Here is a 21,712-nt window from a genome sequence, read left to right on the forward strand (position 1 = left end):
ATAAAAAAGAAAGCAGTTGATAAAAAATGACGAGCGTACACGAAGAGATTTCCGCACATTCACAAAAACAGAATGCTCATATCAAGTCGTTTCTTGCGCTTGAGCAGAAAAGAGAGCAGGCAATAGAGACTGCTGTTTTCAAGTGTGAGCAAAACGAACCATTTACAACTGACGATATCAATGCGATTACTTCGAAGATGAATGAGCTTGCACGAGGCGGAATTGTTCCGCTGCGTAAGCATGTCACGATTGATATGGTCAGAGAGTATGTCGAACGAAAACAGAAGTAAGAGTAACTTTCTCTTTTTTGGTCATCTTAACAAGTGAACCGAGAAAGGGGAATGATGATGGAAAAAAAGCAGCATGAAAAAAAGCAGGATGAGCGTCACCCAAAACAAAAAGAGATGCCGTCCTACGCAGAAGCAGAATCGAAAAAAATGCAATACGGTCAAAAATAATCCAAAGGTGCCACTTCTTTTCCAAAAGAAGAGGGCGCCTTTTTTATGTCGAATTCTATGTTCTGTGATAGAATAGGAGTATTGTTTTGAAAAAGGGAGTTTATAAGAATGAATAAACACGTACTGCTTGTTGATGGCATGGCGCTTCTGTTCAGATCGTTCTATGCAACGGCTGTCCATCGGAATTTTATGATAAATGATCACGGCGTCCCGACGAATGGAGTAAATGGTTATTTGAAGCATTTATTAACCGCTGTTCAGACATTTGAGCCAACTCATATTGTTTGCTGCTGGGATATGGGAAGCCAAACATACCGAAATGAATTGTTTCAAGATTATAAAGCAAATCGAGGAGAGGCACCTGTCGAGCTCATTCCGCAATTCGATTTAGCAAAAGAAGCGACAGAAGAGCTAGGAATTGTAAACGTTGGTTTAAAGGGCTTTGAGGCAGATGATTGTATCGGCACGCTGGCGGCAGTCTATCAGAATGAAGCACGTGTGACGGTTCTAACCGGCGACAGAGATTTGCTGCAGATATTGAATGAACAAGTGACTGTTGCTTTGATGCAAAAAGGGATCGGGAACTATAAACATTATACAAAAGCCTTATTTGAAGAGGAAATGGGCATCTCTCCAAAGGCGCTGATCGATATGAAAGCACTTATGGGGGATTCAAGTGACAATTACCCAGGCGTGAAAGGAATCGGAGAAAAAACAGCATTAAAATTTATTCAAACATATCAAACCATTGATGGATTATTAGAAAATGTTCATGAACTAACGGCCGCACAGCAAAAGAAAATGCAAGCAGGATTAGAAGATTTGAAGCTCTCCCGTCTATTGGCAGAGATCAAATGTGATGTCCCGCTGAGCTGTCCAATTGATGAGACGAAGGTGAATATCAATCAAGAACGGGCTGCTGCCATGCTGCGATACCATCAAATCAAAGGAATTGAACCGATGGTGAACCGATTAAGTAAAATAGAGATCAGCTAAAGCCGATCTCTAAGGTTCATCTTTTTGTATTGCTTTTCTTCGCTCTATTTTCGAGCTGAGATAGTGGCTGTTTATCTTTTGTTTGCGCATCACCTTGAGGGGTTGTCCCATTTGTGACACGACCTTTATTCTCTTTATCCAATCAGTATCACCTCATACATTAGCATAACCGAAAAAAAGCGATTCATCCTTTAGAAAGGTGAATCGCTTTTCTAGCGAGCTGATCAGCTACTTGATTTTCTTTGCTTGGAATCCACTTAATGAAAAATAAATCAAACTGCCGTTGAAGCTCGATCATCTCTTTTATAAAAGGCTGAAAGGCTGGATTTTTAGCAAATGCTGCATTGGCCGCACGGTCAACTACCTGTGAATCTGTTCGAAACGAAACGGAACGCAGTCCTTTTTCTACGCAGATTTTCATTCCTTCAATGAGAGCGGAAAATTCTGCTTCGTGATTGCTCATTGATCCGAGAGGAATCGAGAAAGATTCTGCCTTTCCATCATATTTAATGAAAATGCCGATACCAGAAGGACCTGGATTTCCTGCGCTAGCACCATCAATGTATATTTCAGCTGGCAATTTATTTCACCCTTTCATCAAGCGGAACCATTCTTTTCGCTGCATACGCATATGGTGTCCCAATCGCGGCGACGATAAATTTAATCACATAAGTCGTGATGAAGATTTCGATCCAGACGTGAAATGGATAGGTGCCAAGAAAGGCAATGGTTGTGAAGATCAGTGTATCAAGCAGCTGGCTGATCATCGTACTTCCAGCGTTGCGCACCCAGAGCGCACCATCGGAAGGAAATATCCGGCGAATAAACGAATATACATAAACATCTAACATTTGACTGATGATATAAGCAGCAAGACTGCCAAGTGCGACCCTTGGCATAAAGCCAAATATCGTTTCGAGCGATGTTTGAGAAATGTCAGATGGAGCGGGATGGAAAAGCAAAGCCTCCTGCATGACAACGGTTAGCGTTAAAAGGGTGGCAAAGCCAATCCAGACAGCTTTCCTCGCTTCATTTTGTCCATATTTTTCATTCAATACGTCCGTTGCAAAGAACACACTGCCATATAAAATGTTTCCAAGTGTTGCCGTTAAGCCAAACAATTCAACGGTTTTGACCACTTGTAAATTTGCAGCAACCGTCGCAAAGCCAATCCAGACGAAAAGGCCCATCTTGCCAAATCCTTTATAAAATAGAAGAACAATGATAAAATTAATGATCGCAAATAAGATCCAAATACCTTCATTAAACAAGTGACATGAACTTCCTTTCTCATTGTAAAATGTAACTTTTTGATTATAGCATAACGAACGTTTACCTTAAAAGCACGGGAAGGCGATGTGATCAATGAAATTAAGAGCGCACTATACAATGAAAGTGAAATCGATTGGGTCCATTGCTTTTTTCCAAGAAGATTGGATGGAGCTAAAAGAGGCCTTGATTTTAGCAAAACATATCGATAAAAAAGAACCACAGTCACTCCTATCATTTGAAGATGAAAAAGGGGCGATGTGGTCTATTAAAGAACTTGAAAAGCTAAATGAAGAACTAAGGCTTGAACCTGATCAGCTTCAGGTCTATTTTGATGCAAGTTTTCACAAAGAAACAGGCGACTCTGGCCTTGGGGTTGTCGTCTACTATAAGCTCGGAGAAGATGCTTATCGTTTGAGAAAAAATCAGCCCTTCCAAGGAATCACCAATAATGAAGCGGAGTATGCAGCTTTATTTGAGGCAGTAAAAGCTTTGAAAGACCTTGGGGCAAGCAGAAATTCTGTCACGATTAGAGGCGATTCATTAGTTGTCATGAATCAATTAAAAGGAGAATGGCCTTGTTATGATGATATACATAACAAATGGCTCGACCGGATTGAAGCGGCTTTAAAGGAGCTGAGGCTTACGCCAACATATGAAGTCATCGATCGTAAACAAAATGCAGAAGCGGATCAGCTTGCAAGGCAGATACTTGCAGATGTCCCAATTGAAAGTAAATTGAAATTAGAAGCAGACGGAGCTGAATAATGTGGATAAAAAAACAGCAGTACAAGAATTGACGGATCTCCAAGACACGTATTGTTCAGATTGCTTGATTAAGAAGCACTTTCGAAAAGAATATGGCAAAAAATATGCCCACTCCTTTTGTATTCAGCAATGCACAGTAGGAGAGAAAATAAAAGAATACGGACAGACGCTACTTAAAAAGTGAGCGGCCGGCTGCCCCGGTTTTCCTTACTCAAACATCCGCTCGTGAAAAAAAACGGATAGAATGTGTAAAAAAAGAACATATTCTGAAAAATGAGCCGATATAACTATAGAAAGTTTTGGTTGAGTTACTTTTTGACTAAGTGACGGATAATAGAGGAAAAGGGGAAGGCCGGCATGGATAATAAGGATTTCGAAACGGTATTACATCGAACATTTCAAGAGGTATACAGCGATCTAGAGCAGCTAGTAGATGTAGCAAAGAAGGGAAGACCTTTTCTCGAAAAAGATATTTCTGAAATTGAACAACGACTGAAGCAAAATATTTTAGCAATTGAAATTCAGCTGAAAATCAAATAAGAGAGGCATAAGCCTCTCTTTATTTTGTCGTTTCATCATTGATTTAGTTGATTAAAGTTTTGTTACGTTTGCAGCTTGAGGTCCACGATTACCTTCAACGATTTCAAAAGAAACTTCTTGTCCTTCTTCTAAAGACTTGTAGCCGTCACCTTCGATAGCTGTGAAGTGAACGAATACATCGTCTCCGCCTTCAACTTCAATGAAGCCGAAACCTTTTTCATTATTGAACCATTTTACTTTACCGTTTTGCATATTGCTTTTTCCTCCTAGTACTGTAGCACACCTTTTGGCATACTAAAAAAAATTTTCATCACCTAACGACTTTACAGTTGTTAAATGATGGTTCCACTATACACCATCAAAAGTAAGGCGTCAAGCAGGCGAGCCAAATTTTGAGCAGAATGTTTGATTTTTTTGTTTTTTTGGTGAATGACGATGAAATATAAAACGATCTCATTTTTCGGAACCTAACGTGCAACCTGTCCGTATATAAAAAAAATACAGAAAGAGGTGCAATCATGAATCGTTATACACTTGAAGAATTTGTTCAGAATACGCAGCAAGAAGATAAGGGAGAAGGGGTCTTTGAACTTGAAACATCAAGACTTCTAGAAATTAATTTGACTGACACCATTTGGGCAAAAACTGGTTCCATGGTTTCCTATCGAGGGAAAATCAAATTTGAACGTGAGGGTGTTTTTGAGCACGGCGTCTCAAAGATGTTCAAAAAAATGCTCTCAGGAGAAGGCACCTCACTAATGAAGGCAACAGGTGATGGAAAGTTATATGTGGCAGATCAAGGCAAAAAAATCTCAATTCTTCGTTTGGCTCAAGGGGAATCTATTTTTGTTAATGGAAACGACCTGCTCGCATTTGAACCGTCTGTCCGTTGGGATATCAAATTGATGAAAAAAGTGTCTGGCATGCTTGCAGGTGGATTATTTAATGTCAAATTAGAAGGGCCGGGCTTAGTTGCAATCACAAGTCATTATGAGCCGCTGACGCTCATTGTTCAGCCGGGTGACTCTGTTTATACAGATCCGAATGCAACTGTTGCGTGGTCAGGTGATTTAAAAACTGAATTTGTGACAGATGTTTCCTTTAAAACCTTTATTGGCAGGGGAAGCGGAGAGTCCATTCAAATGAAGTTTAGCGGAAGTGGCTTTGTTGTCGTTCAGCCGTTTGAAGAAGTATACACAACAAATGGAAATCAAGGATAAAGAAAAAGGTGTCCGTCAATGACGGACACCTTTTTATGATAATGCGCGAGCATATGTTTTGTTATTCATGATGAGATCTGACTGCTCGACGATATCTTCCAAAATGGTTTGAGAAGATTGTTTTAAGTGCAGTTTTTTCATGTTTTGTTTCATTGTTTCTAATTTTTCTTCGTCTTGCATCAAGTTGGTCACAGATTCTAAAATGTCTTCATGTCTGTTAATGACAATGGCAGCGCCATAATCCTCAAAGAAAAGAGCATTTTCTTTTTCTTGACCAGGGACAGGCTTGTAAAGAATGACCGGGACACCGATTGCAGTTGCTTCTGTTAAAGTAATGCCGCCTGGTTTTGTAATCATACAATCTGTTACTCTGAACAACTCATCAATTTGTTCCACATATCCAAGCGCCTTCAATTGATCTGGGTGTGCCTGCTCAAGAACGCTAAGCGATTGTTTCAGTGCGGCGTTCTTTCCGCATACAACAACAATTTGTACTTCACTGTCGAGAAGCAGCGCCTCACATAATTCCTTCACATTTTTTAGTACACCATGAGCACCGGCCATGATAAGAAGAACTTTTTTGTCTGATGATAATCCATATTTCTTATAGATCATCGATTTTGGCACGTCTGCTTCAAACTGTGGTCTAATAGGAATACCTGTCACCTTGACATCGCTTGGATGTGTGCCGATTTCCACTAATTTTTGTTTCACATAATCGGTTGCAACATAGTATCGGTCGATGTTTTCGTGTACCCAAATCTTATGGAGACAAAAATCGGTCATGACATTAAAAGTCGGAATCACTTTACCTGTTTTGTTTCGGTATTCTGGTACAACAATCATCGGGAATGTAATAATGATGATGTCCGGATTGTGTAACTGAATTAATTCATCGAGACGCTTATTTCCCATCTTTAAATAAATGTTAAATTTGCGTTTATTGTAAATTTTATCTACACCGTAATAAAACAAGCGATAAAATTGTTTCCCAATGGAAAAGCTCTTCAAGTATAAATATTGAGTCACTTCTGACACAATGGGATTCGATTCTTGATACAAATTAGAAACTACAACATGTTCAAACCCTTGGGATTTGCATTCATCATACAGTGTTTTTGCTACCTGCATATGTCCATTTCCATAATTTGCGGTCAAGATTAATATTTTTTTATTGGTATTCAAGAATATTCACCTCAAATGTAATCAACAACAACAAAACTTCGTACGAAAACTATTAATCTCATAGGTCTACATATACATAAAGATAACATATAAACAGTTAGAGCATATCATTCGTTACGAAAGAATTAAACTAATTTTAAAAAACAAACAGATTCAATTGATAATGGAAGACAGAGCCATTTGTATTTTAACACATTTTGACGATTTATCATCAGACCACAGTCTATTTTATTCCCAAACGTATGGTGTTTCTTGATAAACATAATAATTCAGCCAATTCATAAACAATAAGGTTGCATGGGCTTTCCAGCGATTTACTGGGATTAATGTGTCACCATCTTCTATAAAATAGTGGACAGGTTTTTGGACTGTATCATGTTTCAACAAATCTCTTTCATATTCCTGCATCAATGTATCTGTATCATATTCAGGATGTCCAGTTAAAAATACTTGTTTATCATCATCTGAAACAATTAAACAAACACCCGCTTCTTCAGACATACTCAAGACTTTCAAATTCGGCGTGTTTTTTAATTGTTCTGTATTAATATCTGTATGCCTAGAATGTGGGACATAGTATACTTCATCAAAACCTCTGACTAATCTTTCTTTTTTCTCTTTCACAATATGCTCAAATACGCCAAATTTTTTCTCGGGAAGCTTGATTTTTTCAATCCCGTAATGGTGATATAAACCTGCCTGTGCACCCCAGCAAATATGAAGGGTAGACGTCACATTGGTTTTACTCCAGTCCAAAATGTCCTGCAGCTCTTTCCAATAAGAAACTTCTTCGAAAGGTAAGTGCTCAATTGGTGCGCCAGTAATGATCATTCCATCAAATTTTTTATGGCGAATCGATTCAAAGGTCGTATAAAATTCATCTAGATGCTCTCTCGACGTATTCTTCGGTGTATGTGTACTTGGAATCAAAAACGTAAAGTACACTTGCAAAGGAGAATTTCCGAGCATTCTCAGCAGCTGCGTTTCAGTTTGTATTTTTTTTGGCATTAAATTTAAGATCACGATATTCAAAGGACGGATATCTTGCTTGAATGCCCTTGTCTCATCCATGACGAAAATATTTTCGCTCTCTAGTATTTGTTTTGCCGGCAGATGAACTGGTATGTTAATAGGCAACTCGCCACCCCCTGAACCAAAGCTAATTTCACTTCATTATAGGAACTTTCTGGCGACATTTCAATGTTTCAATTATGTTACAATGAAAAATAGAGCAAAAAAGAATGCTGTTTCTGTAAAAAAAGGAGGCCGTTTTGTTATGATCACAAAGCATTTATCAGATATTGACATTGCCCAAAAGGCTAAGCTGAGACCAATTCAAGACATCGCAGCAAAGCTGCAACTACATGACGAAGAATTAGAATGCTATGGTTTCACAAAAGCGAAAATATCTTTGACTATTTTTGACCGTTTAAAGGAACAAAAAGAAGGACACGTGATTCTTGTCACTTCCATCAACCCAACGCCAGCAGGTGAGGGGAAATCCACGGTAACAGTCGGCCTTGGTCAAGCCTTCGAAAAAATTGGCAAAAAAGCGATCATTGCGATGCGTGAACCATCATTAGGTCCTACAATGGGGATTAAAGGCGGGGCAGCGGGCGGAGGATATTCACAGGTGCTGCCAATGGAAGAAATCAATCTTCATTTCACAGGAGATTTTCATGCCATTACATCTGCACATAACGCCTTATCTGCTTTTATTGATAACCATATCCATCACGGAAATGAACTCGGCATCGACACGCGCCGCATTGTATGGAAGCGGGTGCTTGATTTAAACGATCGTGCATTAAGACAAGTCGTTGTCGGACTTGGCGGTCAGTTAAATGGGTATCCTAGAGAAGACGGATTTGACATTACAGTTGCTTCCGAAATGATGGCGGTCCTCTGTTTAGCAGAAGACTTATCTGACTTAAAAAAACGTCTTTCTTCTATTGTTGTTGCCTATAATCAAGAAGGCGAGCCAGTCACAGTGGGAGCACTTGGATATGAAGGTGTCTTGACGTTACTTTTAAAAGACGCACTCAAGCCGAACCTTGTTCAAACGATTGAAGGAACCCCAGCCCTTGTCCATGGCGGTCCTTTTGCCAATATTGCACATGGATGCAATAGTTTAATTGCAACCAAAATGGCAGCAAAATTAGCTGATTATGTCGTAACAGAAGCTGGATTTGGAGCAGATCTTGGAGCAGAAAAGTTCCTTCACATTAAAACAAGAGCTGGTGATTTCAAACCTGGTGCAGTTGTTATTGTGGCGACAGTGAGAGCATTAAAGATGCATGGTGGAATGAAGAAAACCGAACTCAAAGAAGAGAATGCACACGCCGTATTAGAAGGTATACATAATTTAGAAAAGCATATTGAAACCGTTCAAGCTTTTGGTCTTCCATATATTGTCGCGGTAAACCGTTTTATTACGGATACAAAAGAAGAGATTCAAGCGATAGAAGATTGGTGCGGCAAACATGGCCATCCAGTTAAAGCCGTGAATGTATGGGAAGAAGGAGGAGAAGGCGGTACAGCTCTTGCCGAGGAACTAGCGGCACTCATTGAAAAGAAAAAGAACAACTTTACCTATTTGTATGAAGAGAACGATTCCATCGAAGAAAAGTTATCTAAAGTGGCCAAAGTGGTTTACGGGGCAGATGGGGTCACGCTCACAACTAAAGCAAGAAAGCAGCTGGCTGCCATTGAGGAAAACGGCTGGGCTCATTTGCCGGTATGTATGGCAAAAACACAATATTCTCTTTCAGATGATCCAGCTTTAATCGGCAGACCTAAAGGCTTTACCATTACGATTCGAGAGTTAAAGCCATCTGTAGGAGCAGGATTTATTGTGGCCTTAACTGGAAGCATTTTGACAATGCCTGGATTACCTAAAAAACCTGCGGCTCTCGAAATGGATTTATTAGAAGACGGCAGTGTGACAGGACTCTTTTAAACGGGAGCATAAAAAGCGATTTTCTAAAAGAAGCATGTTACGATAGGAAAAAGTGAATCCTAGGAGGCTATGAGATGTCAATTTATGATATTCAGGTCAAGACCATTAACGGTCAGGAAAAATCGATGGCAGATTACAAAGGAAAAGTGCTCATTATTGTAAACACAGCAAGCAAATGCGGACTGACTCCTCAATTTAAACAATTACAAGAGCTATATGATCAATATCATGAAAAGGGCCTTGAAATTTTAGGATTTCCGTGTAACCAATTTATGAACCAAGAGCCAGAAGGAGAAGAAGCCATTCAAGAATTTTGTTCTTTGAATTATGGAGTGACCTTCCCTATGTTTGCGAAAGTAGATGTCAATGGCGAAGAGGCGCACCCGCTGTTCAAGCATTTAACAAGTGAAGCGAAAGGTGTGCTTGGGACAAAAACAGTGAAATGGAATTTCACAAAATTTATCGTGGACCAAAACGGAGAAGTCACTGAACGGTTCTCTCCAAAAACGCCACCAAAAGAATTAGAAAGCTCAATCATCGCTCTGTTGGACAAATAAGATGCTGACAGTCATGCAGCGAAAACAATTGGAGGCAGCTGCCTCCTTTGTTTCAGATAGGCTGAAGGATGAACCAACTGGACACGATGCGGCTCATGTTGCTCGTGTGCGCCAGCTTGCCGTCCGTATTGCACGTCAGGAAGGCGGCTCTTTATTTATCATCGAAATGGCGGCAATTGTACATGATGTCATTGATGAAAAGCTGTCAAGTGAATGGAAGGTCACTAAGGAGCAGCTTGAGTACCAGCTCCTTTTGTGGGAATTGGACACGCGGGATATCCGCTATATCATGGACATCATTACAACGATGTCTTTTCGTCACCGGCATAAGCAGTTTAGGCCGATGACGTTAGAAGGGGCCATTGTTCAAGATGCGGATAGGCTGGATGCGATAGGAGCAAGCGGTATCGCTAGAGTGTTTACGTATGCTGGCGCAACAGGTGAGCCCCATTATACAAAGGACACGCAGCAGGGCTCTGTGCTAAAGCATATGGAAGAAAAACTGCTCAAATTAAAAGACTTGATGAACACTCGTGTAGGGAAGCAGCTTGCTGATGAGCGGCATGAATTGATGAGTTTATTTATCAAGAAATGGAAAGAAGAATGCGGCCTTACAGATGAGTAGGGTCTTTATGTGTGTAAGGAGGAGATAGTCAATGAAAATAACAGCCATAGAACCGACGCCAAGTCCGAATACCATGAAGGTTATTTTGACAGAAGCACTTGCCGGCGGTAAAAGCAACAACTACAAAAAGGATCAAAAAGACGAAGCCCCAGAAATGATCAAGCGTATTTTAAGCATTGAAGGTGTAAAAGGGGTTTATCATGTCGCAGATTTCTTAGCAGTCGAGCGAAATGCAAAGTTTGACTGGCAGGGTATTTTACAGCAGGTCAGAGAAGCCTTTGGACAAGAAACAGAAGGCCTTCAAGAAGGATCGCAGTCAGGCGATGACACATTTGGTGAAGTGAAAGTATTTGTCCAAATGTTTAATGGGATTCCGATGCAGGTCAAACTGTCAGACGGTGAAAGAGAAGAGAGGTTTGGCATGCCTGAACGTTTTCAAGCAGCCATTTTAAAGCTTAGAAGCAGCTCAGACAATGTCGTGTTTGAACGTGTGTGGAAAGAACACGGCGTTCGTTTTGGGGAATTTGCTGATATCGGTCAGGAAGTCACAGAGGAGCTACAAGCAGCATATGATGATGAGCGTTTAGCCCGATTAACAGAGGCAGTTAAAGAAGGGCAGGAAGCTGTAGATAGACAGGTGAACCGAAAAGCATATGATGTAACAGAAGAAATGCTGCAAGAGGAAGATTGGAAAAAACGTTTTGCCCATTTAGAGCAAATGCAGCCAGAGCAAAAGGATATACCTGTTTTAATGAAAGCAATGGGGGATCCAAAAACGTCTATTCGCAGGCAAGCCGTTGTGAATGCTGGCATGATTGAAGATCCTGCCATTCTGCCTATTTTATATAAGGGGCTCGAAGACAAAACAGTGACGGTCCGCAGAACAGCTGGCGACTGTATTTCTGACCTTGGTGACCCAAGTGCTATAGAGGCTATGATCGCAGCATTAAAGGACCCGAGTAAGCTCGTCCGCTGGCGTGCAGCTATGTTCCTTTATGAAGAAGGGGACGAAACGGCACTTGAAGCATTAAAAGAAGCAGAACAAGACCCTGAGTTTGAAGTCAGTCTTCAAGTCAAAATGGCGATTGAACGCATTGAGCATGGAGAAGAAGCGAAAGGCTCTGTGTGGAAGCAAATGACAGAAAGTAGAAAAAATGCATCAGAATGATGAGAAAAATGAACAAGCTGCCAATGAAAAGCAGCTTGTTTTTCTAAAAAAGATAGACAGAAAAATTTTTTTAGAAAAATTATTTTGAATATTGTTGAAATATGTGAAAAAACTCTATATAGTAGTACCAATATAGAATATTGGAGGTCAGATTTTATGACACGAACCTTGCTGAGCGCTTGCTTCAGCAGCCATGTTAGTCATCAGTCATTCATAGGTGGCTAAATAAACAGAAAATTTGTAAAATAAAATCAACTCAAAATCATGCAGTCAACAAGACTTGTAGTATAGGAGGCTTTTTAAACAGATGGCAGAACTACGCAGTAATATGATTAAACAAGGAATCGACAGAGCACCTCACCGAAGCTTACTAAGAGCAGCGGGGGTAAAGGATGAGGATTTCGGCAAGCCATTTATTGCCGTATGTAATTCCTATATTGATATTGTCCCGGGACATGTCCATCTTCAGGAATTCGGGAAGATTGTGAAAGAAGCTATTCGTGAAGCTGGCGGCGTTCCATTTGAATTCAATACGATTGGCGTCGATGATGGAATTGCCATGGGTCATATCGGGATGAGATATTCATTGCCAAGCCGTGAAATCATTGCTGACTCTGTAGAAACCGTTGTATCTGCTCATTGGTTTGATGGAATGGTTTGTATTCCTAACTGCGATAAAATCACACCAGGAATGATGATGGCAGCGATGCGCGTGAATATCCCGACTGTCTTTGTGAGCGGGGGACCGATGGAAGCGGGTAGAACAAGTGATGGCAGAAAAATTTCTCTTTCTTCTGTATTTGAAGGTGTTGGTGCATACCAGTCAGGTAAAATCAATGAAGAGGAATTAAATGAATTAGAGCAGTTTGGCTGTCCAACCTGCGGATCTTGTTCAGGTATGTTTACAGCTAACTCAATGAACTGTTTAGCCGAAGCACTCGGGATTGCTCTTCCTGGAAATGGAACAATTTTGGCGACATCACCAGAGCGAAGAGAATTTGCGAAGAAGTCTGCAAAACAACTCATGGAGCTCATCAAAAAAGATATTAAACCAAGGGATATTGTCACTGAAAAAGCAATTGATAATGCATTTGCATTAGATATGGCACTTGGTGGTTCAACCAATACCGTTCTTCACACATTGGCGATTGCGAATGAAGCAGGTGTTGAATATTCACTTGAACGCATCAATGAAGTAGCAGAACGTGTGCCTCATTTATCGAAACTTGCTCCAGCTTCAGATGTTTATATTGAGGATTTACATGAAGCAGGCGGCGTTACAGCGGCATTAAATGAATTGTCTAAAAAAGAGGGAGCTCTTCATTTAGATACAATGACCGTCACTGCGAAAACGCTTGGTGAGAACATTGCAGGGCATGAGGTAAAAGATTATAACGTCATTTATCCAATTGACAAGCCGTTTACTGAAAAAGGCGGCTTAGCCGTTTTATTTGGAAACCTTGCGCCAGATGGAGCCATCATTAAAACGGGCGGGGTACAAGACGGGATCACACGCCATGAGGGACCTGCGATCGTATTTGAATCCCAAGAAGAAGCCCTTGAAGGCATCATTAATAGAAAAGTAGAAGCAGGACATGTTGTCATCATTCGCTACGAAGGACCTAAAGGCGGACCTGGCATGCCTGAAATGCTTGCACCTACTTCACAAATCGTCGGCATGGGACTTGGACCAAAGGTTGCTTTAATTACAGACGGACGTTTTTCCGGCGCTTCTCGCGGATTGTCTATTGGACACGTCTCTCCAGAGGCAGCTGAGGGCGGCCCGCTTGCCTTTGTTGAAAATGGTGACCATGTCGTTGTCGATATCGAGCAGCGCATTTTAAGCGTAGATGTTCCAGAGGAAGAATGGGAAAGAAGAAAAGCAAACTGGAAAGGCTTTGAGCCAAAAGTAAAAACGGGTTATCTTGCTAGATATTCCAAACTTGTGACATCAGCCAATACAGGCGGAATCATGAAAATTTAATCTGATATCGAACATTTGAAAATTGGCTCTCTCTATAGTATCCTTTATTCACAACATAAGGATTATAGAGGGGGCTTTTTTATGTCAATGGCATATGAAGAATACATGCGCCAGCTCGTTGTACCGATGCGTCAAGAGCTGACAAGTGCAGGATTTCAAGAACTAACAACGGAAGAAGAAGTAGAACAAACGATGCAAGAAAGAGAAGGAACGACATTTGTGGTTGTCAATTCTGTATGCGGGTGCGCTGCCGGCTTAGCACGTCCAGCTGCTACTCAAGCTGTGATGAAGGCTGAAAAAACACCAGATCGAATTGTAACAGTTTTTGCTGGCCAGGACAGGGAAGCAACAGCAAAAATGAGAGAATACTTCACAGGCGAAGAGCCATCGTCTCCATCTATGGCACTTTTAAAAGGAAATGAACTCGTTCATTTTATTCCGCGTGACGAAATTGAAGGTCATGAAATGGAAGACATCATGAACAATGTCTTGTCTGCATTTGAAAAACATTGCTAATACACCTGTTGAAATGTCCTGTGATCAAATCAGGGCATTTTTTCTTGATCATAATGGAGGAACCGCATGCTTATCACAACAAGCTTTAGAGCAAATGAACAAACAATTGAAACAGCAAAGGCACTTGCAGAGGATTTACATGGCGAGTATGTAGAAAGGCGCAAACAATCCGTCAAGCAGCTTGCGATGAAACAAGGAGACGTCCTTGTTGTGGGGAAAGAAAGATTCGAATGGTATCAGCCAAATGGTGAAAAGTTTTTCTTCCATCCAAGCTCAGCAATGTTCAGGGTGAAGCGGCTCATGCGCGGGGAAAAGGATCCTTTAATCGAAGCCACGCAGCTTCAGCCTGGCGATTCCTTTTTAGATTGTACGCTTGGCCTAGGATCAGATGCCATTACAGCAAGCATGCGAGTAGGTACGAATGGAAGGATCGTTGGTATCGAGAAGAATCCCATGACAGCATTGCTGGTGCGAGAAGGACTAAACACATGGGAGACAGGGATAAGAGAGGCAGATGAAGCGATGAAACGTATATCTGTTGTAAGTGGAGACAGTATCGAGCAGCTAAAGAAGCTCTCTGATGGTTCATTTGATGTCGTCTATTTTGATCCGATGTTTGAGGAGACAATTCAAGAATCTGCAAGTATCGCCCCGCTTCGTCATGCAGCAGAGCACCACTTTGACCACGAAATAGCCGTCCAAGAAGCACTGAGAGTGGCGAGAAAAAGGGTAGTTTTAAAAGATCATTGGAAAAGCACCCGATTTCTAGCAGACTCCTATCAATTTCACGTTTTAAAACGAAAAACAGCCCAATTTCATTATGGATATATTGAGAAAGAAAAAAGCTCTCGCTAAGGTTCAGTCCTTTAAACAAACCCTTGAATTCCTTAGCAGCCATCTAAAAAAGCCCTTATTCAGGGCTTTTAATCTGTAATCTCCATATAGACAAAATAAAATAACGTCAGCAAGGAAGCCGTAATGAAAAACCCTTCAAGCATACCCATTCCTCCCAAATTTTAGTCGCCTTTGCTACCATTGTAAACGTTTTATTATGAAAAAGAAAGTCTCAAATTGGTGGCCAAATTGAATGACTGAAAATTCATTATATGCTAGAATAGCAGTATGATAACTTATGGAAGGAATTAGATATCATGAAGATGTGGATGAGAAAAACGCTTGTTGCGCTCTTTACGATTGCAACTTTTGGTTTAGTCTCTCCTCCGTCGGCTTTGATGACAGACAAGCCCTCTGAACTTTCTTCATCTGATAAAACGCCTTATACAGCTGTTTATGATAAATCAGATGAAATGCGCAGCTGGGAACTAACGCAAGAGGAAAGCAAAGAGCAGACAGATCCCTTTGAGCAATATAAGCAAGAGGTGCTTTCAAATGCAGAAAATCAATCCTTTCTCAAATTTGGCCGTAAAATCACACCTGTCATTGAGGACGAGTACAGAGAAGAGATTCAGCCGAAGATTGAACAAGTGTTAACCGACTATTTAACAAATTTCAAAGATGAAGAAAAATTTCAAGATGTTGTTTTAACTGATCAGCCTTCAAGCGGAAATGGCGAAAAAATCTTCCACATTTACAACCGCAAGACCGGAGAAGATTTGCTCCGTTTCCATGTCAGAAGAGATCAGCCGCCTCACAGCGGATATTGGTTTAACTTTCATTACCATACAGCAGAAGATGGATTCCAGACGCATCATGAACTCGGTAATATTTACTGGGATAAAAACACCCCACCGAGCTGGATGAGCCACTAGAAGGAGATGTCATGCCAATTGAAAAAATATACAATGAACGAAATGGTGCAGATTACAAAACAAATGTTAAACGATCGCGGAGTGAAAATTGAAGATATCGCACACATTGTGCTGAAACTCCAAGAAAAATATCATCCAAACCTTCCACTTAGTGTCTGTATTGAAAATGTAGAAAAAGTGCTGAATAAAAGGGAAATTGTGCATGCAGTTTTAACAGGACTTGCCCTTGATCAGCTGGCAGAAAAAAAGCTTTTGCCAGAACCTTTACAGCACTTGGTAGAAACAGATGAGCCGCTATATGGAATTGATGAGATTATTCCGCTTTCCATTGTCAATGTATATGGATCAATCGGTTTGACCAACTTCGGTTATTTAGATAAAGAGAAATTTGGTATTATTCGTGAATTAGATGAAGGCCGTCCAGGTGAAGTGCATACTTTCCTTGATGACCTAGTCGCTGCACTTGCCGCAGCAGCTGCAAGCCGCATTGCTCACTCACACCAAGATATTAAGGATGAAGAGCAGGAACGAGTGAATCAAGTGTAAAAGAAAAACATGTCTGCTCATCATGCAGGCATGTTTTTTTGGTTTCAAGAAAAGCAGAAATAAGGTAAACTACAACAAGAACATAAATAAAGGATGAAAAAAATGAAACAATACAAAGAGTTATGCCGTCATGTATTACAGCACGGGGATGAAAAAGGTGACAGAACGGGTACAGGTACAATCAGCACGTTCGGTTACCAGATGAGATTTGATTTACAGGAAGGATTTCCTCTTTTAACAACAAAGAAATTACACCTGAAATCAATCATTCATGAGTTGCTTTGGTTTTTAAAAGGTGATACAAATGTCAAATATCTTCAAGAAAATGGTGTCCGGATTTGGAACGAATGGGCAGATGAAAATGGAGAGCTGGGCCGTGTGTACGGTGCACAGTGGAGATCATGGGCGAGTGGAGACGGCGAGACCGTGGATCAGATCACAAAGCTGATTCATGATATTGAGCACAACCCGAATTCAAGACGACTGATCGTCAGTGCTTGGAATCCGGGGGAAATTGATCAAATGGCGCTGCCTCCTTGTCATTGTCTGTTTCAATTTTACGTATCAAACGGGAAGCTTTCCTGCCAGCTATATCAAAGATCGGCAGATATCTTTTTAGGCGTGCCATTTAATATCGCTTCATATGCTCTTCTAACGATGATGATTGCTAAAGTCACAAATCTTGAGCCAGGCGAGTTTATTCATACACTTGGAGATGCTCATATTTACCAAAATCATCTTCCACAGGTGAAAATGCAGCTAGAGCGCGAGGAACGCACCCTTCCTAAGCTTCGCATCACAAGGGATGTAAAGAGCATTTTTGATTTTACGTTTGATGATTTTGTGCTTGAGAACTATGATCCGCATCCGCATATTAAAGGAGAAGTCAGTGTATGATTTCCATGATTGTGGCGACAGGAGAAGACAGAGTCATAGGTCAAGATAATCAAATGCCTTGGCATCTACCAGCAGATTTAGCGTATTTTAAAAAAGTCACAGGCGGTCATACGATTGTCATGGGCAGAAAAACCTTTGAATCCATTGGACGAGCGCTGCCTAATCGCCGAAACATTGTGCTGACCACAAGTTCTTCTTTTAAAGCAGAAGGATGCGAGGTTGTTCATTCAATTGCTGATATTTTGGCAATTGGGGAAAGGGAGACAGAGTTATTTATCATTGGCGGGTCTAAGCTGTATGAAGAAATGATGCCATATGCGGATCGTCTCTATATCACTCACATTCATCATGCGTTTGAAGGAGACCGCTATTTCCCGTATTACAATGAAGATGAATGGACGATTGTATCACGCGAAAAAGGCCATCGTGACGAAAAGAACCCCTACAATTATGAATTTATCGTCTATGACAAAAAAGGATAAGTGAGTAGGAGGAGTCCGGTTGTTTCGTTATTGGTTTTTAACGATTTATGTTGTTGTATCCTTTTTAAAAAGTATGAGGCATTTGTACGATCATGAATTAACAGATCCACGCATTTCTTATACGAAACGAATGCATCTCATTCATGAGCATGCAAAAAGGTTTGCCCGGGGATGTATTGATCAATCAGGATCAGTCATGACCATTCATCAGCAAAAGAAGCTACCAGATGGTCCGGTTATCTATGTCACAAAAGAGCTGAATCCAGTCACGACGACATTATTGACTGGCCACCTTGAGCAGCCATTTGCTTTCATGGCAAAGCCGAAGCTCTTTCGGTATCCGATTTTAAAACAATGGCTTAAAAAAATGGCGGTCATTCATCAGAATCAAACGGATGAGGTCTTATTAGAAGAAGCAAAGGAAAGAATCATGTCTGGGCAGAGTCTACTGCTTTCAGAAGAGTATCGTCATATTGCAGAGGCACTTGCTGCAGAATTCGATTGTCCGCTTGTACCGATTCAAACGAGCGGAACGGATCGTCTTTTAACTGGGAAGATCGTGAAAAGACTGCGTCCTGTCAATGTCGATATTCATATTAAAGCACCTGTCATGATCAGTGATTACGCACAAAAACGTGCATAGAAAAAACCAGCACCCGGATAGTGGATGCTGGTTTTTTTCATGTAGCAGGAATGTTTACGCAATAGAATAAAATACAGAAGAACATCGATGCACTGCCGCCGAGAACAAAGCTGTGCCAAATCGCATGGTGATAGGGGATTTTCCGCCAAATATAAAAGATGGTTCCGACTGAATATAATATGCCGCCTAACAGTAAGAGTCCAAATCCTGCACCTGTTAATTGGATATAAAGCGGTTTGATGGCAATGATAATCATCCAGCCCATTAATAAATAGACGAGAGTAGATACGATAATAAAACGTTTAACGAAAAAGATTTTAAAGACAATCCCACCAGCAGCAAGCGCCCATACAATCGCAAGAAGCGTATAGCCGAGTGCACCTTTTAGTGGTCCAAGTAAAAAGGGTGTATATGTACCAGCAATCAATACATAAATAGCCGAGTGGTCGAGGATTTCAAAAATATCTTTTGTTTTTTTGTGCCGAATGCTATGAAGCAAGGTTGAACTTAAATAGAGCAGCAGCATGGATGCACCAAATATCGAAAAGCTGATAATGTCTGTGACGGTGCCGTATTGAACAGCGAATAAGACGAGAAACACAATAGCTGGTATGGATAAAATAACACCAATGCCATGTGTAATGGCGTTTGCAATTTCTTCTTTTACAGTAAACAATGGATGTCCTCCTTTTATTGAACAGGTATATAACCATCAAGCGACTTCAGGAATGAAAGACCTTCAAGTGTAATTTTCGTTCCGGCCCTGCCTTTTCCTTTCGTCACGTATGCTTTTTTCTCAAGATCATCTAAGCGGTTTCTCACCTGCTGAGGGGTGAGCGGAATGTCTCCTTGTTTGCTTAATTCAGATAAGATGCGTCTGCTGGCCGCTTCTCCTTTTTCATTAAGAGATTTAATGGCTTCCAGCAAGAAAACAAACTCTTGTTTTTCCATTAGTGTAAGCTGGTGTTCTTCCTTTTTACCTTTCACGGCTGAGGGAAGAGGTGCTAATACAAAGGGAGGTAAATGATGTAAAAATACCGTGTGGCCCTCGAGTATGGACGCAGCGTAATGAACGATATTTTTGAGCTCTTGCACATTTCCTTCAAATGGATACTGCTGCAAGGCTTCCCAAACGCTTGGATCAATGTCAGGAGCCATGTTCAGCTCTTGAAAGAAAGCATTTGTTAACACAGGAATGTCTGTTTTTCGTTCAGCTAAAGCCGGAAGAGCCAAATGAAGAACATTCAGACGATAAAACAGCTCGGGTAAAAAGGTAGAAGAAACCCTGAGTGCCTCTATTGATAAAGACGAAGAAGCGATAACTTTTGTTGCAGACGTTTCTAGAAAGTGAATGACCTTGTGCTGCATAGGAATACTTAATACGGCGACCTCATCTAAATAAAGAATTTGATTGTTTTTTTCTGTGAAGGCTTTCTGTAAGATTTCTTCATTCAAGATGGGGCAATACATGTGTGTCATTGCTGCGTGTGGAATAGATGCGTTCGCCATTTCTTGGGCAAATAGTGTTTTGCCTGTGCCGGTGTCTCCTGTTATCAAGACCGGCTGCTCGTTTTTCGAGAATTGTTTTGCCAGATGAATTGCATGCTTGATGTCTTGATGATCTCCATATATAGACGTGAACGAATGTGTAGCCATAGGGTGATTCCTTTCTTTGTGGTTCTAATTGGTTCAATTGTAACACCCAATTAAAACAAATGTACAGGAAAACGAAAAAGTTTTTAAAATTTATGATGGATACATGATCTATTGGTTTATTTTTTGAATATTCATGTTATAATGACAAATTAAATAAGGTTAAAGAGAAAGGATCTTGTACATGAAACCGTTGCTCAAAGAAAATACGCTAATTCAAGTGAAAGACATCTTAAAAGCCCATCAAAATTTGAAGGATGTAGTCATTCATACACCACTTCAAAAAAATGAGCGACTTTCTGAACGATATGAATGTAATGTCTACTTAAAAAGAGAGGATCTTCAAGTAGTTCGTTCCTTTAAATTAAGAGGCGCTTTTAATAAAATGAGCCAGCTTCCAAAAGATAAACTAGAAAATGGCATTGTCTGTGCAAGTGCTGGAAATCACGCGCAGGGTGTTGCCTATTCTTGTAAATATTTAGGCATCCACGGGAAAATTTTTATGCCTGCTACGACGCCAAGGCAAAAAGTATCACAAGTGGAGCTGTTCGGAAAAGAATATGTTGAAATTATCTTAACCGGAGATACGTTTGATGATTCGTATCATGAAGCCGTAAAATGCGGAGATGAAGAAAAGCGCGAATTTATCCATCCGTTTGATGATTTGGATGTGATGGCAGGACAAGGAACGACTGCTGTCGAAATATTAAATGATATCGAAGTGGAGCCTCACTTTTTATTTGCAAGTGTCGGAGGTGGAGGTCTGTTATCTGGTGTTGGTACATATATCAAAAATATCTCACCAGAAACCGAAATCATTGCAGTCGAACCGCTTGGCGCAGCTTCACTGCATGCGTCACATGAGAAGGGCGAGGTTGTGACACTTGATTCGATTGATAAGTTTGTGGACGGAGCAGCGGTTCAGCGGATTGGCGAAAAGACGTTTACATCGCTTCAGTCTGTTGTCGATAAAATCAGTCTAGTACCAGAAGGGAAAGTATGTACAACAATTTTGGAGCTGTATAATCAATGTGCGATTGTAGCAGAACCGGCAGGCGCATTGCCGATCGCAGCATTAGATGCCCATCGCGAGGAGATTAAAGGCAAAAATGTTGTCTGCATTGTCAGTGGAGGAAATAATGACATCGGCAGAATGCAGGAAATCAAAGAACGCTCGATGATCTATGAAGGGCTTCAACATTACTTTATTGTCAATTTTCCGCAAAGAGCAGGAGCACTTCGAGAATTTTTAGATGAAGTGTTAGGACCAAATGACGATATCTCACGCTTTGAATATACGAAAAAGAATAATCGAAGCAAAGGTCCTGCGCTAGTTGGCATCGAATTGAAAGAAAGAGATGACTATGCCGCGCTGATTGAGCGGATGGATAAAAAAGGCTTCCACTATGTTGAAGTGAATAAAGATCAAGATTTATTCCACCTATTTATTTAGGCTTAACAGATAATTGGAAAAGAG

Annotated in this window: 27 protein-coding genes; 19 read left to right on the forward strand and 8 right to left on the reverse strand. The window is 40.7% G+C overall.

Annotation, left to right across the window (positions count from 1 at the left end):
• The first annotated feature begins 26 nt into the window (after window positions 1-26).
• Window positions 27-290 (forward strand): YpbS family protein, encoded by a 264-nt coding sequence (locus V6Z54_RS16225; RefSeq protein ID WP_041085809.1) that lies wholly within the window; start codon window positions 27-29, stop codon window positions 288-290.
• A gap of 276 nt (window positions 291-566) precedes the next feature.
• Window positions 567-1,454 (forward strand): 5'-3' exonuclease, encoded by an 888-nt coding sequence (locus V6Z54_RS16230; RefSeq protein WP_041085807.1) that lies wholly within the window; start codon window positions 567-569, stop codon window positions 1,452-1,454.
• A 16-nt stretch (window positions 1,455-1,470) separates the two neighbouring features.
• Here the strand turns inward: V6Z54_RS16230 and V6Z54_RS16235 are convergent, their stop codons facing one another.
• Genes V6Z54_RS16235 through V6Z54_RS16245 form a run of 3 tightly spaced genes read right to left on the reverse strand, consistent with a single transcriptional unit; the run spans window position 1,471 to window position 2,725 of the window.
• Window positions 1,471-1,596, reverse strand: a complete 126-nt coding sequence (locus tag V6Z54_RS16235; RefSeq protein ID WP_003215584.1) for a hypothetical protein — start codon at window positions 1,594-1,596, stop codon at window positions 1,471-1,473.
• A 42-nt stretch (window positions 1,597-1,638) separates the two neighbouring features.
• Entirely contained in the window at window positions 1,639-2,034 is a 396-nt protein-coding gene (locus V6Z54_RS16240; RefSeq protein ID WP_041085804.1) for a reverse transcriptase-like protein, read from the reverse strand.
• A 1-nt stretch (window position 2,035) separates the two neighbouring features.
• Window positions 2,036-2,725 (reverse strand): queuosine precursor transporter, encoded by a 690-nt coding sequence (locus tag V6Z54_RS16245; RefSeq protein ID WP_041085802.1) that lies wholly within the window; start codon window positions 2,723-2,725, stop codon window positions 2,036-2,038.
• A gap of 94 nt (window positions 2,726-2,819) precedes the next feature.
• Here V6Z54_RS16245 and V6Z54_RS16250 point away from each other — a divergent pair, with 94 nt between their 5' ends.
• The 3 genes from V6Z54_RS16250 to V6Z54_RS16260 all read left to right on the forward strand — a co-directional run bounded on the left by V6Z54_RS16250 (window position 2,820) and on the right by V6Z54_RS16260 (window position 4,031).
• The gene (locus V6Z54_RS16250) at window positions 2,820-3,491 is read left to right on the forward strand and encodes a ribonuclease H family protein (protein WP_269103373.1); all 672 of its coding nucleotides are present in this window, start codon (window positions 2,820-2,822) and stop codon (window positions 3,489-3,491) included.
• A gap of 1 nt (window position 3,492) precedes the next feature.
• Window positions 3,493-3,675, forward strand: a complete 183-nt coding sequence (locus V6Z54_RS16255; protein ID WP_024422748.1) for a zinc-finger domain-containing protein — start codon at window positions 3,493-3,495, stop codon at window positions 3,673-3,675.
• Between the two features lie 173 nt (window positions 3,676-3,848).
• Window positions 3,849-4,031 carry a hypothetical protein gene (locus tag V6Z54_RS16260; protein WP_008346368.1) on the forward strand — a complete coding sequence of 61 codons (183 nt, stop codon included), beginning with the start codon at window positions 3,849-3,851 and terminating at the stop codon, window positions 4,029-4,031.
• A 51-nt stretch (window positions 4,032-4,082) separates the two neighbouring features.
• Here the strand turns inward: V6Z54_RS16260 and cspD are convergent, their stop codons facing one another.
• Complete coding sequence (gene cspD, locus V6Z54_RS16265) at window positions 4,083-4,283, reverse strand: cold-shock protein CspD (RefSeq protein ID WP_024422747.1); 201 nt, start codon at window positions 4,281-4,283, stop codon at window positions 4,083-4,085.
• A 266-nt stretch (window positions 4,284-4,549) separates the two neighbouring features.
• On the opposite strand from cspD, the gene V6Z54_RS16270 reads away from it, so the two are divergent.
• Entirely contained in the window at window positions 4,550-5,251 is a 702-nt protein-coding gene (locus V6Z54_RS16270) for an AIM24 family protein (protein ID WP_041085797.1), read from the forward strand.
• A 33-nt stretch (window positions 5,252-5,284) separates the two neighbouring features.
• Here the strand turns inward: V6Z54_RS16270 and V6Z54_RS16275 are convergent, their stop codons facing one another.
• Window positions 5,285-6,436 (reverse strand): diglucosyl diacylglycerol synthase, encoded by a 1,152-nt coding sequence (locus V6Z54_RS16275; protein WP_073979696.1) that lies wholly within the window; start codon window positions 6,434-6,436, stop codon window positions 5,285-5,287.
• A 228-nt stretch (window positions 6,437-6,664) separates the two neighbouring features.
• On the reverse strand, window positions 6,665-7,573 hold the full coding sequence (gene metA / locus V6Z54_RS16280; RefSeq protein ID WP_024428133.1) for a homoserine O-succinyltransferase: 909 nt from the start codon (window positions 7,571-7,573) through the stop codon (window positions 6,665-6,667).
• 139 nt (window positions 7,574-7,712) lie between these two features.
• Here metA and V6Z54_RS16285 point away from each other — a divergent pair, with 139 nt between their 5' ends.
• From V6Z54_RS16285 to V6Z54_RS16340, 12 genes are all read left to right on the forward strand, one after another.
• On the forward strand, window positions 7,713-9,395 hold the full coding sequence (locus V6Z54_RS16285) for a formate--tetrahydrofolate ligase (RefSeq protein WP_305960252.1): 1,683 nt from the start codon (window positions 7,713-7,715) through the stop codon (window positions 9,393-9,395).
• 74 nt (window positions 9,396-9,469) lie between these two features.
• On the forward strand, window positions 9,470-9,952 hold the full coding sequence (locus tag V6Z54_RS16290) for a glutathione peroxidase (protein ID WP_041085791.1): 483 nt from the start codon (window positions 9,470-9,472) through the stop codon (window positions 9,950-9,952).
• Between the two features lie 13 nt (window positions 9,953-9,965).
• Complete coding sequence (locus V6Z54_RS16295) at window positions 9,966-10,577, forward strand: HD domain-containing protein (protein WP_338527494.1); 612 nt, start codon at window positions 9,966-9,968, stop codon at window positions 10,575-10,577.
• Between the two features lie 31 nt (window positions 10,578-10,608).
• On the forward strand, window positions 10,609-11,745 hold the full coding sequence (locus V6Z54_RS16300; RefSeq protein WP_073979698.1) for a conserved virulence factor C family protein: 1,137 nt from the start codon (window positions 10,609-10,611) through the stop codon (window positions 11,743-11,745).
• A gap of 307 nt (window positions 11,746-12,052) precedes the next feature.
• Entirely contained in the window at window positions 12,053-13,729 is a 1,677-nt protein-coding gene (gene ilvD, locus V6Z54_RS16305; protein ID WP_024422739.1) for a dihydroxy-acid dehydratase, read from the forward strand.
• Between the two features lie 81 nt (window positions 13,730-13,810).
• Window positions 13,811-14,245: a BrxA/BrxB family bacilliredoxin gene (locus V6Z54_RS16310; RefSeq protein ID WP_039179382.1), complete on the forward strand. Its 435-nt coding sequence runs from the start codon at window positions 13,811-13,813 to the stop codon at window positions 14,243-14,245.
• A gap of 66 nt (window positions 14,246-14,311) precedes the next feature.
• On the forward strand, window positions 14,312-15,100 hold the full coding sequence (locus tag V6Z54_RS16315) for a class I SAM-dependent methyltransferase (protein ID WP_073979699.1): 789 nt from the start codon (window positions 14,312-14,314) through the stop codon (window positions 15,098-15,100).
• A gap of 296 nt (window positions 15,101-15,396) precedes the next feature.
• The gene (locus tag V6Z54_RS16320; RefSeq protein ID WP_338527495.1) at window positions 15,397-16,014 is read left to right on the forward strand and encodes a YpjP family protein; all 618 of its coding nucleotides are present in this window, start codon (window positions 15,397-15,399) and stop codon (window positions 16,012-16,014) included.
• Window positions 16,015-16,032: 18 nt separating this feature from the next.
• Window positions 16,033-16,560 carry a phosphatidylglycerophosphatase A gene (locus tag V6Z54_RS16325; RefSeq protein WP_024422735.1) on the forward strand — a complete coding sequence of 176 codons (528 nt, stop codon included), beginning with the start codon at window positions 16,033-16,035 and terminating at the stop codon, window positions 16,558-16,560.
• Window positions 16,561-16,662: 102 nt separating this feature from the next.
• A complete protein-coding gene (locus V6Z54_RS16330) occupies window positions 16,663-17,457 on the forward strand; it encodes a thymidylate synthase (RefSeq protein WP_041085780.1) in 795 nt (264 codons plus the stop codon).
• Window positions 17,454-17,939, forward strand: a complete 486-nt coding sequence (locus tag V6Z54_RS16335) for a dihydrofolate reductase (RefSeq protein WP_041085778.1) — start codon at window positions 17,454-17,456, stop codon at window positions 17,937-17,939. The genes V6Z54_RS16330 and V6Z54_RS16335 overlap by 4 nt, the downstream gene beginning before the upstream one ends.
• Window positions 17,940-17,958: 19 nt before the next feature.
• Window positions 17,959-18,582 (forward strand): 1-acyl-sn-glycerol-3-phosphate acyltransferase, encoded by a 624-nt coding sequence (locus tag V6Z54_RS16340; RefSeq protein ID WP_075611540.1) that lies wholly within the window; start codon window positions 17,959-17,961, stop codon window positions 18,580-18,582.
• 37 nt (window positions 18,583-18,619) lie between these two features.
• Here the strand turns inward: V6Z54_RS16340 and V6Z54_RS16345 are convergent, their stop codons facing one another.
• A complete protein-coding gene (locus V6Z54_RS16345) occupies window positions 18,620-19,258 on the reverse strand; it encodes a hemolysin III family protein (RefSeq protein ID WP_338527496.1) in 639 nt (212 codons plus the stop codon).
• 14 nt (window positions 19,259-19,272) lie between these two features.
• Window positions 19,273-20,238: a sigma 54-interacting transcriptional regulator gene (locus V6Z54_RS16350; RefSeq protein ID WP_041085773.1), complete on the reverse strand. Its 966-nt coding sequence runs from the start codon at window positions 20,236-20,238 to the stop codon at window positions 19,273-19,275.
• A gap of 181 nt (window positions 20,239-20,419) precedes the next feature.
• On the opposite strand from V6Z54_RS16350, the gene ilvA reads away from it, so the two are divergent.
• Window positions 20,420-21,688: a threonine ammonia-lyase IlvA gene (gene ilvA / locus V6Z54_RS16355; RefSeq protein WP_025093104.1), complete on the forward strand. Its 1,269-nt coding sequence runs from the start codon at window positions 20,420-20,422 to the stop codon at window positions 21,686-21,688.
• The last annotated feature ends 24 nt before the right edge of the window (window positions 21,689-21,712 follow it).

Origin of the sequence: Bacillus sp. MAG717A (assembly GCF_036884855.1) — a bacterium.
GTDB classification, from domain to species: Bacteria; Bacillota; Bacilli; order Bacillales; family Bacillaceae; genus Bacillus; species Bacillus safensis.

Bases quoted from the DNA above. Each gene is read 5' to 3' on its own strand.
- V6Z54_RS16225 (WP_041085809.1), top strand. From the start codon at position 27: ATGACGAGCGTACACGAAGAGATTTCCGCACATTCACAAAAACAGAAT.
- V6Z54_RS16230 (WP_041085807.1), top strand. From the start codon at position 567: ATGAATAAACACGTACTGCTTGTTGATGGCATGGCGCTTCTGTTCAGA.
- V6Z54_RS16250 (WP_269103373.1), top strand. From the start codon at position 2,820: ATGAAATTAAGAGCGCACTATACAATGAAAGTGAAATCGATTGGGTCC.
- V6Z54_RS16260 (WP_008346368.1), top strand. From the start codon at position 3,849: ATGGATAATAAGGATTTCGAAACGGTATTACATCGAACATTTCAAGAG.
- cspD (WP_024422747.1), bottom strand. From the start codon at position 4,283: ATGCAAAACGGTAAAGTAAAATGGTTCAATAATGAAAAAGGTTTCGGC.
- V6Z54_RS16270 (WP_041085797.1), top strand. From the start codon at position 4,550: ATGAATCGTTATACACTTGAAGAATTTGTTCAGAATACGCAGCAAGAA.
- V6Z54_RS16285 (WP_305960252.1), top strand. From the start codon at position 7,713: ATGATCACAAAGCATTTATCAGATATTGACATTGCCCAAAAGGCTAAG.
- V6Z54_RS16290 (WP_041085791.1), top strand. From the start codon at position 9,470: ATGTCAATTTATGATATTCAGGTCAAGACCATTAACGGTCAGGAAAAA.
- V6Z54_RS16295 (WP_338527494.1), top strand. From the start codon at position 9,966: ATGCAGCGAAAACAATTGGAGGCAGCTGCCTCCTTTGTTTCAGATAGG.
- V6Z54_RS16300 (WP_073979698.1), top strand. From the start codon at position 10,609: ATGAAAATAACAGCCATAGAACCGACGCCAAGTCCGAATACCATGAAG.
- ilvD (WP_024422739.1), top strand. From the start codon at position 12,053: ATGGCAGAACTACGCAGTAATATGATTAAACAAGGAATCGACAGAGCA.
- V6Z54_RS16310 (WP_039179382.1), top strand. From the start codon at position 13,811: ATGTCAATGGCATATGAAGAATACATGCGCCAGCTCGTTGTACCGATG.
- V6Z54_RS16315 (WP_073979699.1), top strand. From the start codon at position 14,312: ATGCTTATCACAACAAGCTTTAGAGCAAATGAACAAACAATTGAAACA.
- V6Z54_RS16320 (WP_338527495.1), top strand. From the start codon at position 15,397: ATGAAGATGTGGATGAGAAAAACGCTTGTTGCGCTCTTTACGATTGCA.
- V6Z54_RS16330 (WP_041085780.1), top strand. From the start codon at position 16,663: ATGAAACAATACAAAGAGTTATGCCGTCATGTATTACAGCACGGGGAT.
- V6Z54_RS16335 (WP_041085778.1), top strand. From the start codon at position 17,454: ATGATTTCCATGATTGTGGCGACAGGAGAAGACAGAGTCATAGGTCAA.
- V6Z54_RS16350 (WP_041085773.1), bottom strand. From the start codon at position 20,238: ATGGCTACACATTCGTTCACGTCTATATATGGAGATCATCAAGACATC.
- ilvA (WP_025093104.1), top strand. From the start codon at position 20,420: ATGAAACCGTTGCTCAAAGAAAATACGCTAATTCAAGTGAAAGACATC.